The sequence below is a fragment of the Chryseosolibacter histidinae genome, assembly GCF_018598225.1.
GTDB lineage: Bacteria > Bacteroidota > Bacteroidia > Cytophagales > Cyclobacteriaceae > Chryseosolibacter > Chryseosolibacter histidini.
In genome coordinates, this window is record NZ_JAHESF010000001.1 from 433,846 (window position 1) to 447,954 (window position 14,109).

9 protein-coding genes are annotated in these 14,109 nt (G+C 47.8%); all 9 read left to right on the forward strand.

Annotation, left to right across the window (positions count from 1 at the left end; genetic code table 11):
- The first annotated feature begins 23 nt into the window (after positions 1-23).
- The 9 genes from KK083_RS01490 (at position 24) to KK083_RS01530 (ending at position 14,099) form a co-directional block, all read left to right on the forward strand.
- The gene (locus KK083_RS01490; protein WP_254159948.1) at positions 24-941 is read left to right on the forward strand and encodes a helix-turn-helix domain-containing protein; all 918 of its coding nucleotides are present in this window, start codon (positions 24-26) and stop codon (positions 939-941) included.
- Between the two features lie 205 nt (positions 942-1,146).
- Complete coding sequence (locus KK083_RS01495; RefSeq protein ID WP_254159950.1) at positions 1,147-1,467, forward strand: ArsR/SmtB family transcription factor; 321 nt, start codon at positions 1,147-1,149, stop codon at positions 1,465-1,467.
- Positions 1,464-1,961, forward strand: a complete 498-nt coding sequence (locus tag KK083_RS01500) for an SRPBCC family protein (protein ID WP_254159952.1) — start codon at positions 1,464-1,466, stop codon at positions 1,959-1,961. Before KK083_RS01495 ends, KK083_RS01500 begins: the two co-directional genes overlap by 4 nt.
- 99 nt (positions 1,962-2,060) lie before the next feature.
- Entirely contained in the window at positions 2,061-2,300 is a 240-nt protein-coding gene (locus KK083_RS01505) for a hypothetical protein (protein WP_254159954.1), read from the forward strand.
- 354 nt (positions 2,301-2,654) lie between these two features.
- Positions 2,655-3,578, forward strand: a complete 924-nt coding sequence (locus KK083_RS01510) for an alpha/beta hydrolase (protein ID WP_254159956.1) — start codon at positions 2,655-2,657, stop codon at positions 3,576-3,578.
- 722 nt (positions 3,579-4,300) lie between these two features.
- Positions 4,301-7,354 carry a SusC/RagA family TonB-linked outer membrane protein gene (locus KK083_RS01515; RefSeq protein WP_254159959.1) on the forward strand — a complete coding sequence of 1,018 codons (3,054 nt, stop codon included), beginning with the start codon at positions 4,301-4,303 and terminating at the stop codon, positions 7,352-7,354.
- Between the two features lie 9 nt (positions 7,355-7,363).
- The gene (locus KK083_RS01520) at positions 7,364-9,310 is read left to right on the forward strand and encodes a RagB/SusD family nutrient uptake outer membrane protein (protein WP_254159963.1); all 1,947 of its coding nucleotides are present in this window, start codon (positions 7,364-7,366) and stop codon (positions 9,308-9,310) included.
- Between the two features lie 119 nt (positions 9,311-9,429).
- Entirely contained in the window at positions 9,430-12,294 is a 2,865-nt protein-coding gene (locus KK083_RS01525) for a SusC/RagA family TonB-linked outer membrane protein (RefSeq protein WP_254159965.1), read from the forward strand.
- Positions 12,295-12,320: 26 nt separating this feature from the next.
- A complete protein-coding gene (locus tag KK083_RS01530) occupies positions 12,321-14,099 on the forward strand; it encodes a RagB/SusD family nutrient uptake outer membrane protein (protein WP_254159967.1) in 1,779 nt (592 codons plus the stop codon).
- Positions 14,100-14,109: the final 10 nt, after the last annotated feature.

Sequence of the window (14,109 nt, forward strand, 5' to 3'; positions counted from 1 at the left end):
AAAATCCTGACTAAATTTGTTCAATGAAGAAGGAAGATAAAGCTCCCCATAGGTTTCAATCACTCACGGAGATGCACCGGTTGTTAGGGATGCCCAAGCCGCTGCATCCGTTGATAAGCCTGGTTGAAAACAAAGACAATAAAATAGACCTGCGTAGATTTCCCAGCTCTTTCACGCATGGTTTTTATAAAGTTTCCTATAAAAAAAGCCTGAGCGGAAAATTGAAATACGGCCAGGGATTTTATGACTTTGATGAAGGCGGTTTGTTATTCAAGGCGCCCAACCAGGTCAGCGCAAATGGCGAAACCAACAACGACCATACGGGCTTCACACTGCTTTTTCATCCGGAATTTTTAGCCGGATATCCCCTGGCAAAAAGAATAAAGCAATACGGTTTCTTTTCGTATTCGGTCAATGAAGCTTTGCATCTTTCTGAAAAGGAGCGAATAATCATCGTTTCTGTTTTCAAGAGCATCCAGGAAGAGCTGCAGGATAGGATCGATGATTTTAGTCACGACATCGTTATTTCACAAATTGAAACGTTGTTGAATTACAGCAACCGGTTCTACAAGCGACAATTCATCACCCGCAAGGCAATGAGCAATGATCTTTTGCAAAAGCTGGAAGAAATTCTGGAGGCTTATTTCAATGATGAAAAGTCGCTGATGCAAGGCATTCCAACCGTACAATTTCTTGCAGACCATCTAAATGTTTCACCCGGTTATTTAAGCGACATGTTGCGTAGCCTTACGGGGCAAAACGCCCAGCAGCATATCCACGGAAAGCTGATCGAAAAAGCGAAGGAAAAAATATCGACTACCAGCTTAACGATCAGTGAAATAGCCTATCAATTAGGTTTCGAGCATCTGTCGTCGTTTACGAAATTATTCAAGGCAAAAACGAATCTTTCACCGGTAGCATACCGGCAAACCTTCAACTAAACGCGTGGGATTTGCCCGCCTGGGCAGACCAGGGTATTCCCAAAACCGCCATCCCCAGTCATCGGACAAAGGCTGATTTTCGCCATCAAGCTCGTACTTTAAAAAAATCCTGTGAAAAATTTTGAGAAATCAATTGGTTGCGCATATATTTGCAACCAGTTAGTTGCATTGCAACCATGTGATTTCATCATAAAATAACAATCTTATGAGAAGAGATGTTTTTCAGGCTATTGCCGATCCTACCCGGCGAGCGATCATCACTTTAATCGCCGTGCAGGCGATGACACCCAATGCACTCGCCGAACATTTCGATACCTCACGTCAGGCGATCTCAAAACACCTGAGAGTTTTAACCGAGTGCGAAATGGTGAAGCAGGAATTCCAGGGACGTGAGATCTATTATCAACTCGAAATCGAAAAAATGAAAGAGATCGATGTTTGGCTCGACCAGTTCAGAAAGATCATGGAAGACCAGTTCCAGCGACTCGATAAAGTATTGTACAACCTAAAAACTAAAAAGAAATGAACACGCTGCTATTTGATTTTACAGTTGACAAAGCTGCAAAAAAAGTATTCATCACCAGGGAATTTGATGCCGAGCTTTCGCTGGTGTGGGATGCTTTTACGACTGCAGAGATCCTTGACCAATGGGTAGCACCGAAACCCTATGTATCGAGAACAAAATTTATGGACTTTAAAGTTGGCGGGCGAAGATTCTATGCCATGGTAAGTCCGGAGGGGCATGAGCGTTGGGCGGTTCAGCGATACACGTCCATCAGCCCCAAAACCAACTTCAAAATGTTCAATGCTTTTGCAGACAAAAATGAAAACCCTGAATTACCAGGTTCTGACTGGGATTACAATTTCAGCGAAGAGAACGGTAAGACCATAGTGCGTATTTCTATTTATAATGAATCGCTTGAGCGCATGCAGAAGATGATTGAAATGGGCTTCACTGAAGGATTTAAAATGTCAATGGCCAATTTGGAAAACGTGTTGGCATCCTTATCCAAGAAGTGATTACATTTTACCCGATCAGAGTCACGCACAGGGGACTCTGATCTTTTCTCAACCATCGCTTTATATGAGCTTACAGCAACAAAATGAAAAGGTGAGGTGATGAACTACGCTAACGAAATGATCTCTAATATTCTGATCTTCAGAACCGATGTTCAGGAAGACAGTGACCTGAAGCGGCTGGAGCTTATACTTTCGCGTGACCGGAGAATACAGGCATGGAATGTGGACCGTGACGACGTCGATCGTGTTTTAAGAATAAAGTCTCAGGGGCTTTGTGCCGAAGATGTTGTGAAGATCATTGGCCATGCAGGATTTTTCTGCGAAGAGTTGACGGATTAAGTACGTCCATAAACTTCGAAGGTTGATACAAGCTGTTGGCATCAATATCTTCGCCAGGATATTTGCTTCGACCTCATTTTTTCGAAGTTTTGCACGGCAAATGAATTCTTAAAAGCTGCCCTTCGCCCAGCAGATCCTCCGTTGTGCCATTCCTGCCGTAACCTTTTTTACCTTGAGCAGGGGCGTATGAAGGCAGGTCAAAAGGTTGGCGAAGACCTCCTCAAATGTCTCTCTCAGGATCAGAATGCCGAAAAAGCGTATTTTGTTTTCCGAATTCGATTGAAATCGGTATAATTGTTTAATTAACACTTATTTCTGATACGCTATTACGCTCTGGCGATAATTTTTAGAACGATGAGGAAACAAATACTTTTATTGCTCATGGTGACGCTCTCCATTGTGGTGAAGGCACAGGACGGCACGATCTATCCACTTCAGGCGCCCCCGGAGCCGAATGCTATTCTGCTTAATACAGGCAAAGTTGAAAACCAACCCGCACCCGAGAGCTGGTTCCGTCAATGGGGCGACCCGATGGCGCGAAACATTTCTACCGCAACGCTGACGCCGTTCTTACCGAAACCAGGCCAGGGAAATGGTGCCGCGGTCATTGTCGCACCTGGCGGAGGTTTCAGGTGGTTGTCCATGGGCAACGAAGGCTGGGAAGTGGCGCAAGCACTGGCGGACCGTGGAATCGCTGCCTTTGTATTAAAGTACCGGCTTCATCCCACACCTGAGTCGCTCGATGCATTTAAAGAGTCAATGAACAGAACGTTTGCTGCTGCAACGCCACCATCCGACCCGTCTAAAGAGGCGCCGCGCCCTCCGCGCCCGGATCTCTCCAATCAGCTTAAAGATGCCGAAGCTGCGTATACAATGATCGTGAGTCGTGCCAAAGAGTGGGGGGTGGATACTGCCCGGTTGGGTATGATCGGTTTTTCGGCAGGCGCCGGTCTCACCATGCATTGCACGCTCAATTCAAAAGTTATGGAGCTGGATTTCATTGGGCCGATCTACGGTGGCATGGGCCCCGTGGAGGTGCCGAAAAACGCTCCACCGATGTTTAACGTAATTGCCAGTGATGATTTTCTTTTCCGCGGTCAGTTCGGAGTTATCGATTCCTGGTTCAAGGCAGGACGTCCTGTCGAGTTTCATCTTTACCAGAACGGAGGCCATGGTTTTGGTCTTGGAAACCCCGATCGTACCAGCAATCGTTGGTTCGATTCGTTCATATACTGGCTGGAGGTCAACAACTTTCTGAATGTCAAACCCAGGAAGTAAAAGTAGCAAGGCTTTATTGTATCAGCATTCCTATTTCCATTTGCACGTACGTGCTTCTACTCATCACTTAATTTCTTACGAAGGGCAACGGATTCGTTAGCCTGCGCGTGTGGGTGGGCCTGGAAAGTATATCTTTTAGGCCAACCCGCCTCGTCTATTCCCTTCCTCGCACACCTGTCGAAAAACGAGCGCGCCCGATCCTGCGATCCAGGTAGTGAGCCACTGTTTCTTATAATTTTAATAATCAGATATTCAACTCGTTACCGGGATGTTACATGCTCAAAAAACCGTGTAACGTGGACGTAAACATCATCAGTGCTTCCCGGTTCATATTTGGTTAGAAATCGTTTGCGGCAATCGATTGCTAAAAAGCCAGCTAACCCGCCATGAAAGAGATGCTACACCGTTGTCCCGCCTTTTTACTGGCCCGTTGTCACCAACGGGCGGACCATCGGCTATTTCATAACCTTAAGGACCAATCAAACCCTAACCCAATACCAAATGGAGAAACGAAAACCAATAACCCACTAGCGACAAAATTTTACCGAAACTAAAAACCTTAATAAGCATTCAGCATGAAAAAAAATTTACCAGAAACATTCCCTTTCATTATAAAGTGTCTGGCCCTGGGCTTTTGCTTCCTATGTTGTTTTACTACAGGCAGTTATGCCGCAACTCCTGAATGTAACGCCAGCGAGATCGCAAGCAAAAATACGTTGCTTGTGGGATCAATTTTGCAAAACAGGCTGGTGACAGGCACCGTGGTTGACGGCGAAAGCAATGAAGGAATACCGGGTGTGAGCATTATCATCAAGGGCACCAATATCGGTACAGTTACAGATGCCGAAGGTGCATTTTCATTAGAGGTTCCGTCTTCAGAAAGCGTGCTGATATTCACTTCCATAGGCTATATGCCGCAGGAAGTGCAAGCCGGACAGTTGGCGATCCTCAATATCAGGATGCTCGCTGATATCAGCACATTGGAAGAGATCGTGGTAGTAGGGTATGGCGAACAGAAAAAGGAAAGTATAGTAGGGTCGATTACGCAAACCACCGGTGCTGTACTGCAGCGGGCGGGGGGCGTTTCGAATGTGGGCGCAGCGCTTACAGGAAACCTGCCTGGCGTTGTCACTATGTCAAGCAGCGGGATGCCCGGAGAAGAAGATCCCATGATCCTGATCCGTGCTGCGAGCTCATGGAACAATAGGCAACCGTTGATCCTGGTGGATGGCGTTGAGCGTCCCATGCAGGGGCTGGACGTCAATGCCGTGGAATCCATCTCCGTATTGAAGGATGCCTCCGCCACAGCAGTTTTCGGTGTAAAAGGCGCGAACGGTGTGATCCTGATCACGACCAAACGCGGAAAGGAAGGAGCCGCCCGGATCGAAGTGACCGGTAGCGCAACGATGAAGGTACCCTCAAAACTTCCGAACAAGTATGATTCGTACGACGCACTGATGGCACGCAACGTTGCGATCGAGCATGAGCTCGGGGTGTCGCCCAATTCATGGTCATACATCAGGCCCCAGTCTTTTATTGAGAAGTATCGTCATCCAGCCAACCTGGAGGAAGCAGAGCGTTATCCAAATGTCGACTGGCAAAAAGAGCTCTTCAGAGACTACGCCATGGCTTACAACGCCAACCTTAATGTATCAGGCGGTACCGCTTTTGTGAAATACTTTACTTCCGCAGACTTTCAGCACGAGGGCGACCTTTTCAGAATGTGGGACAACGGCCGTAATTATGATGCAGGGTATGGCTATAATCGTTTGAACGTTCGCACGAACCTTGATTTTCAATTAACGAAGACAAGTGTATTCAAGATAAACCTGGCGGGTTCGAACGGTGTTCGAAAAAGTCCCTGGAATCAATCTAACTCATCCGACTGGGCCGTGGCGCAGCAATGGGCAGGAGCTTATAATATCGCACCCGATGTATTCTTGCCAAAGTATTCCGATGGTTCATGGGGTTTTTATCCCGATATATCCAACGTAAGCAATTCTGCCGCGAACCTGGCGCTGGGCGGTGCGATGACCACCACCAATACGCGCATCAATACGGATTTTATCCTCCTGCAGGATCTGGATTTCATAACCAAGGGGCTGAAGCTCAGGGGATCGATCTCCTGGGACAACGCCTTTATAGAATGGAACCGCGGCGTCAATGACCTTTTCAATAATGCACAGCAGAAATGGATCAACCCGCTGACGGGTGCCGCCACCTATAAGTATGATTACGATCAGAATAACCATTTCGATTTTATGCAGGGTGTGCTGTGGACAACATCCGGGGGCGAAGTGCGCAACAACGATACACAACGCAACCTGAACTACCAGATCCAGCCGAGCTGGTCAAGAAGCTTTGACAAACATAACATCTACGGAATGGCGATGTTTATGCGTCAGCAAAGAGCAACGGGAAGTGAAATGCCGCGCTACAGGGAAGACTGGGTTTTTCGGGCGACGTATGATTTCAATGGCAAGTATTTCGCTGAATATAACGGTGCCTATAACGGTTCTGAACAGTTCAGCAAAGATTATCGATATGCCTTCTTCAATTCCGGGGCCATCGGATGGATGATCTCGGAAGAATCATTCATGGAAAACCTACGGTTCGTGGATCTTCTGAAGGTCAGATCATCGTTTGGTGCGATTGGAGATGATAACGTACGCGATCGGTGGTTATACATGACACAGTGGTCTTACGGCGGTAACGCGTCACTCGACCTGAACCAGGGAACGAGTCCCTATCCCTGGTATCGTGAAGCTGCCATTGGAAACCCCGATGTGAGATGGGAAACGGTGAAGAAGCTAAACGTAGGAGTGGACTATGCATTTCTTAATGGGCTTTTTTCCGGAAGTGTTGATCTCTTTCGGGACCAACGTACTGATATTCTTGTTAATGGCGCGGATCGGGCCGTTCCTTCTTACTTCGGCGGCACGCCACCCACAGCCAATCTGGGAAAAGTGGAGGCACAAGGTTATGAAATTGTCCTCAATATCAATAAGACGTTATCTCATGGATTGCGCTTATGGGCAAATCTGAACATGACTCACGCCAGGAACAAGATCATCGACAGAGACGATCCCGAATTGTATCCCGGTTACAGAAAACAGGCTGGATACGCCATCAACCAGCATAGATCCTGGGTAGATGCCGGATACTTGAACTCGTACGATCAGATCTACGGAAGTCCGCAGCACAACACCAACGATGCTCAAAAATTACCCGGGAACTACTACATCATTGACTTTAATGGCGATGGTGTTGTGGATGACCTGGACCGGATACCGTATGGTTACTCAGACGTTCCGCAGAACACATACAGTGCAACGGTAGGCCTGGATTGGAAAGGCTTCAGCATTTTCGCGCAGTTCTATGGAGTGAACAACGTCACACGTGAGGTTCCGCTGACAAGTTTTGGAAGTGGCCTTAATACGGTCTACGATAATGGTACATGGTGGTCGAAAGACGATCCCCATGCCGATGTTCCTGTGCCGCGCTGGTTATCGACCCCCAGCTATTACAACGGCACCCAGTTCTTGTACGACGGTTCTTATGTCCGGCTCAAGAACGCCGAAGTTGCCTATACCCTGAATGAAAAACAGATTCAGAAGATCGGTCTCACTTCTTTACGAATATTTCTCAATGGTAACAACCTGTGGGTATGGTCGCGCATGCCTGACGATCGCGAATCCAATTTCGCAGGCGCTGGCTCGCAAGGCGCGTATCCTACCGTAAAGCGCTACAACCTGGGTCTCAGACTTACACTTTAACTGACAGCAATGAAAAGGATTTATAAAATACTGTTAAGAAGCAGCTTGCTATTGGCGACGGCAGCTGTGATTTGTTCATGTCAAGACTTTTTAGATAAAGAGGCTGATGCTATTGTAGCCGAAGGCGAGGCGTTCAAAAACTTCAATAACTTCCAGGGCTATATAGAGGAAATATATAATTGCATTCCCGACAAGGAGAAACATTATTGGACAACCTCATGGAACTGGGGCGACGATGAGGTTTTCAACCTGGAAGGAAACTGGCACATGACCAACCAGGTCGATCTTGGCAATTTCTGGGCGTGGCAGGCGGGCCGGCTTAGCCAGCCCGGCGCATGGTTGGACAAGCCCTCGACCAATCCTACTTCGACCAATAAATTTGATCACGCGTTATGGCCCCATGCATGGTATAGCATCCGCAAGGTAAATATCGGTCTTGCTAATCTCGAGAAGCTTGTGTCAGCCACCCAGGAAGAGAAGAACCTCATCGCGGGACAGTTATATTTTTACAGAGCGTGGTGGCACTTTGAAATGATGGAGTACTTTGGAGGGCTTCCGTACATAGACCAGGTTTTGCCGGCAGACCAGAGCCCTATGCTGCCACGGCTCAGCTACCAGGAATGTGCCGATAAAGCCGGGGAGGATCTCGCAAAGGCGGCTGCATTATTGCCAATCGATTGGGATAAAACTTCCGTCGGCAGTAATACAGCAGGAAAAAATCAGCTGCGGATCAACAAAATAATGGCGCTCGGGTATCTGGGCAAAAACTATCTATGGGCAGCAAGTCCGCTCATGAAGAACGGTGCTTCTGTTGGTGGTGGGAATACATATAATTATGACGACGCCTATAGCAAAAAAGCCGCGGAAGCTTTCGGAGAATTGCTGACTCTCGTTGAAAGTGGTCAAACCCAGTATTCGCTCGCGCAATTCAACTACAAAAATATTTATAATCACGAAAAGGCAGACGGTGCGACATCGCGTTTCAGCGATATATTCTATACGACAGGTCAAAACTGGCTGATGCCTGGTTCTACGGAGGCAATTTTTCGTGGCTCCTCTACAGATTTCAATGGCAGTAACTGGAACACAACAAAGACGTTTGGCCCGAAAGTGCAAGGTATTGTTGAACATGACAATATCATTCATCAACCCACGGCAAACTATGTAAAGTTCTACGGCATGGCGAATGGTTTGCCATTGGACGACCCTGCTTCCGGATTTGATCCTGCTTATCCCTTTAAGGACCGCGACCCACGGTTTTATCACGACATCGTTTTTGACGGATTTAAATATGTCAATGCAGCAATGCCAGCCGATGTGGAGTATCTGCGGTATGCCGGCCTTCATACCAACGGCACCATGAGGGGAGCGACCAACGGTAGCCGTACAGGATATTTTATTCAAAAGCTCGTTCCGCACACAGCCAATAAATACGATGGCGCTTATAACTGGAGTGGCAATCTTCATGTTTACCTTCCATACATGCGTCTGGCTGACATTTATCTGATGTACGCTGAAGCGTGCGCGGCCTTCGGTGGTGCCGGGGGCAAATCAACAAATTTTACGAAGACTGCCGAAGATGCTATCAATACCATCCGCGACCGTGTTGGGGCCGGACATGTGCACGCATCTTATACAGGAAGCCGCACGAAGTTTATCGATGAGGTGCGAAGAGAACGTGCCGTGGAATTGTCGTTCGAAGGATTTCGCTTCAATGATCTGCAGCGTTGGTTGTTGCTGACGGAGCCTCCTTACAATGTTAAGACCGCCCAGGAATTTGACCGGCTCGAGAACGTTGATTTTTTCAAGACACACGACCCCAGGGAAGCACGGGTGGCCAATTTCCGGGAAGTGACAATTTTGACCCGGCAGTTCGGCACGCGTCACTACTGGTTCCCGCTGAAAGTTTCAGATGTATCGATGTATCCTGAGTTTGCACAGAATCCGGGATGGTAATCCGCTGACGACATTAAAATTTTGACTCAGAAAATGAATATGAGAATACCATACGTTGCACGCTAACATGAGTGGACACGGATGACTTTTCATATGCTTTGGACAAAAAAATATACCACATGAAATATTATATACGAATAAGTTTCATTTTATGCGCTGCGTTGTGTAGCCCTTCCATCATCGTTGCGCAGAACATCAATGGAGATAAGGCCGACTCGACGATGGTTGGCGATCAAACGGAAACGTTCACACAGAATACTTTTCGTAAAGTCGCTCAGAACGATCTCCCGGACGGTGTATCCGTAGTGAACATGACAAGCCTTCTGGAGAAGAACTATACGACCTATAGCCTTGACAACATGGAAGGTCTGATCGGTGGATGGACCGGCAATTCGATGTGGGGTATGGACGAATACCTTGTGTTGGTAGACGGCGTTCCCCGCGACGCAAACAATGTAATGCCCACTGAAATTGAACAGATCACTTTTTTGAAAAGTGCAGCTTCTGTATTGCTCTATGGCAGCCGCGCCGCGAAAGGTGTGGTTTACATCACGACAAAAAGAGGTAAAGCCGAGCCGTTAGGCGTTAATGTGCGTGCCAATACCGGTTTTCACGTATCGAAGCGCTATCCGAAATATCTTGGATCTGCCGAGTACATGACCCTCTACAACGAGGCGCGCATCAATGACGGTCAGGCTGTTCAATACAATGATGATGATATTTATCACTACGCTTCCGGATCAAATCCGTATCGTTATCCCGATGTTGATTTTTACGCCTCTGAATACCTGAAAAAAGCCTATAACCGTACCGATGTGACCGCCGAATTAACAGGTGGCAACGAGCGGTCCCGTTTCTATACCAACATCGGTTATCAGCGTCAGGGCGATGTTTTTAATTTTGGCGAGGTTAAAAACAATTACACAGATCGTTTCAACGTTCGGGGAAATATTGATCTGAATATAACGCAGAAGATCACCGCATTTGTAAATGCAAACGCCACATTCTACAACGCACGCAGTGGAAATACCGCGGACAGCGATCCGAATAACACGGATAACTATTGGACGTATGCAGCCACCATGCGTCCCAACCGTGTGGCACCGCTGATTCCATTGGAATACATTGATCCGAATGCCTTGAGTGCCCTGGAGATAGTAAAGGGTGGTAGTAATATTATCGACGGGAAATACTTCCTGGGCGGTTCCCAAACCGATCTTCAAAATGTTTTTGCCGACTATTATGCCGCAGGCAGCAGCAAGTGGACAAGCCGTCAATTTCAGTTTGACGCAGGATTGAATTTCGATCTGTCAAGCGTCACCAAAGGCCTTACGTTTCATACCCAATATGCGGTTGACTACGCAACATCATACACTTCTTCATATAACAATTCTTATGCAGTATATGAACCTGCGTGGTATAATTATAATGGCCCTGATGTTATTGCCGGTCTTACCAAATATAATAACGACAAGAAGTCGGGTGTTCAGAATATCACAGGGAGCAGCAACCGGCAAACCATTGCTTTCACAAGCTATTTCAATTATGTATCGCCTCTCCAGGGCGGGCATAACATGGCGGTCAGGCTTCTGGCAACGGGCTTTCAACAGACCCGCTCGCAGGTATACCATCGCATCGGCAATGCCAATCTGGGCCTGGAAGTCAACTACAATTACCACGAAAAGTATTATGTGAGCGCGGCAACGGCATTGGTTCGGTCTGCGAAACTTGCCGCCGGCCACCGTAACGGACTATCTTCTTCCGCAACGTTGGGATGGAATTTGAGCAAAGAAAGTTTCCTCGCCAATTCCTCAGCCGTTAATGGGTTGACCATAGACGTTTCCGGAAGCATACTCAAAACGGATCTGGATATCGATGAGTATAATCTTTCGGAAGAGAATTTCACGCAGGCAAACGGTGCATGGTGGGGATGGTATGACGGAGCGGCAGAGCGCTCGACCAACTCCCTGAGGGGAAGCAATGAGAATTTGGATTTTGTCAACCGGAAAGAGATCGCTGCTAACATCAGAACATCATTGTGGAATGACCTGATCACGGCCAATGCTTCGTTCTTTATCAACACCATGGAGGGCCTGATCATTCAACCTTCAACGCTGTATCCAAGCTATTTTGGAACAGGCTTTCCTAATTCTTCATTCATGCCTTTTGTCAATTACAATAATCACCAGCGCAAAGGTATCGACTTCGCTGTAAACGTTAACAAACAAATAGGAGAGGTCGGTTTTTCATGGGGATTGGTTGGCATGTACTACAAAAGTGAAGCAACCCGGATCGATGAGAATTTTGAAGACGCTTATCGAAACCGCACAGGCAAACCTCTAGATGGTATCTGGGGGTTACAGAGCGCGGGGTTATTCCAGGATCAGGCGGAAATAGACAACAGCCCTCAACAGAAATTCGGAGGCACCATACGCCCAGGAGACATCAAGTATGTAGACCAGAATAACGATAATAAAATAGATGAGCGGGATGAAATTTTTCTTGGACGTGCGGGCTGGAATGGTGCGCCGTTTACCGGCGGTGTGAACGTCACGGCCCAATGGAAAGGTTTTACACTGTTTGCGCTTGGCACCGGCAACTTTGGTGCATATGCCTTGAAAAATAATTCGTACTTCTGGGTTTATGGCAATAGAAAATATTCAGAAGTAGTTCGCGGCCGATGGACGGAAGACACAAAAGAAACGGCCACGTATCCGCGATTGACTTCGGAGAATGGTATAAACAATTTTCGCAGCTCTGATTTCTGGCTGTACAAAACCAACCGGTTCAATCTCGCCAGGATCCAGCTTACGTATGCTGTGCCGGGCAGGATCCTGAAGAATTCTTTTGCAAGAGACATTTCGGTTTACATCAGCGGTGCAAACCTGTTGACCCTTTCCAAAGAACGTGAGATCCTCGAGATGAATATCACAAGCGCTCCTCAAACACGATTCTACAATGTGGGTGTGCGGGCAGCATTTTAAATCCTTCACTAAATAGGAATGACACGATGAAAAATCTCATAAAACTTACGGCCCTCGTCCTTCTTGTTACAGCTTGTGACGATGTCTTGTCTCCGGCTACGGAAAATATACGCGGACTCGACGCCATGTATAAGGAACCAGGCTATGCCCAGGGTATCCTGGCGAATGCTTATATTCTTCTTCCTTACTCCGCATCGCCCACTACTGATGTGGCAACGGATGACGCTGTTTCAAACAACATCGATAACGCCTTTCTGCGAATGGCCTCCGGTTCATGGTCGGCCAACGACGACCCTACATCTCAATGGCAAGGGCGGAAGAACGCGATCCAGTACCTGAACCTGTTCCTGGCGAACGCAGACCAGGTAGCCTGGTCGAATGACAAAACAATCAGGATGTTGTTCAATGATCGGCTGAAGGGCGAAGCTTACGGATTGCGTGCGCTGCAGATGTATCACCTGCTGGTAGCCCACGGTGGCTGGACGCAGGACGGACAATTGCTCGGCGTGCCCATTGTCAACGAACCCGAAACTCCGACCTCAAATTTCAACAAACCCAGAAACACCTTCCAGGAGTGTATAGATCAGATCTTATCGGATGCTGAACAGGCGCTGGAGCTTCTGCCACTGGACTACAAGAAATTCAGTCAGTCCGACATTCCGGAAAGGTATAAAAGTATAGAAGGGATCACGGCTACACAGTACGAACGCGTCAACGGCGAGCATATGCGCGGTCGAATATCCGGAAGGATCGTGGAAGCCATCCGCGCGCAGGCAGCGCTGCTGGCGGCGAGTCCTGCGTACCGTGCGGGTACCAACATTACCTGGGCAGCTGCAGCGAACTATGCTGCTCAGGTTCTCAATCGTATTGGCGGGGTCAGCGGCCTTGCATCGAATGGTGGCACCTGGTATACCAAAGATTCAGGCATAGAGCAATTGGCGTCGGGCCAAACACCTTCGGAGATCCTCTGGCGGAGCGATGTTGCACAAAGCCTTGATTTAGAACGGGACAACTATCCCCCGTCATTATTCGGAAATGGCAGGGTCAACCCAAGTCAGAATCTGGTCGATGCATTTCCCATGGCCAATGGTTATCCGATCACGCATGCATCCAGTGGCTATAACCTTAATAGTCCATATAATAATCGCGATCCGCGTCTTGCAAAATACATTGTTGTCAACGAAAGCCAGCAAGGCCCGGGAACAGATGTGATCGTTACCGGTACTTATGGTACGAACAACGATGCCATCAACCGCGAGAAAGGGTTCTCGACCCGTACCGGCTATTATTTGAGAAAGCTGTTGCGGTCTGATGTTAACCCGAATCCGGCGTTTAACACTACGCAGAAGCACTACACCGCGCGCATCCGTTATACTGAGATCTTTCTTGCGTATGCGGAGGCAGCGAACGAGGCATGGGGGCCGACAGGTACCGGCCCGAATAGCTACGCTGCTTATGATGTGATCCGGGCCATCCGTCAAAGAGCCGGTATTACCGGTGGCGACGCCTATCTCGAATCGGTGAAGAACGATCAGGAACAAATGAGACAACTGATCCGGAATGAACGTCGTTTGGAGCTTTGTTTTGAGAACCACCGCTTCAGGGATATCCGCCGTTGGCAAGTGGGGATCAGCCAGTTGAATGAAACAGCCCGTGGCGTTGAGATCTCGAAATCAGGCAATACGCTCAACTATGCACCCGTCAATGTTGAAACGAGAAATTACCAGCCGCATATGTATCACGGGCCGATTCCGTATGGTGAGATCAATAAATGGAGCTTGTTACAACAAAACGCAGGCTGGTAAATAGTTGATT

Coding starts and splice junctions, on each gene's coding strand:
- KK083_RS01500 (WP_254159952.1), top strand. CDS start 1,464: ATGAACACGCTGCTATTTGATTTTACAGTTGACAAAGCTGCAAAAAAA.
- KK083_RS01520 (WP_254159963.1), top strand. CDS start 7,364: ATGAAAAGGATTTATAAAATACTGTTAAGAAGCAGCTTGCTATTGGCG.
- KK083_RS01530 (WP_254159967.1), top strand. CDS start 12,321: ATGAAAAATCTCATAAAACTTACGGCCCTCGTCCTTCTTGTTACAGCT.
- KK083_RS01510 (WP_254159956.1), top strand. CDS start 2,655: ATGAGGAAACAAATACTTTTATTGCTCATGGTGACGCTCTCCATTGTG.
- KK083_RS01495 (WP_254159950.1), top strand. CDS start 1,147: ATGAGAAGAGATGTTTTTCAGGCTATTGCCGATCCTACCCGGCGAGCG.
- KK083_RS01505 (WP_254159954.1), top strand. CDS start 2,061: ATGAACTACGCTAACGAAATGATCTCTAATATTCTGATCTTCAGAACC.
- KK083_RS01525 (WP_254159965.1), top strand. CDS start 9,430: ATGAAATATTATATACGAATAAGTTTCATTTTATGCGCTGCGTTGTGT.
- KK083_RS01490 (WP_254159948.1), top strand. CDS start 24: ATGAAGAAGGAAGATAAAGCTCCCCATAGGTTTCAATCACTCACGGAG.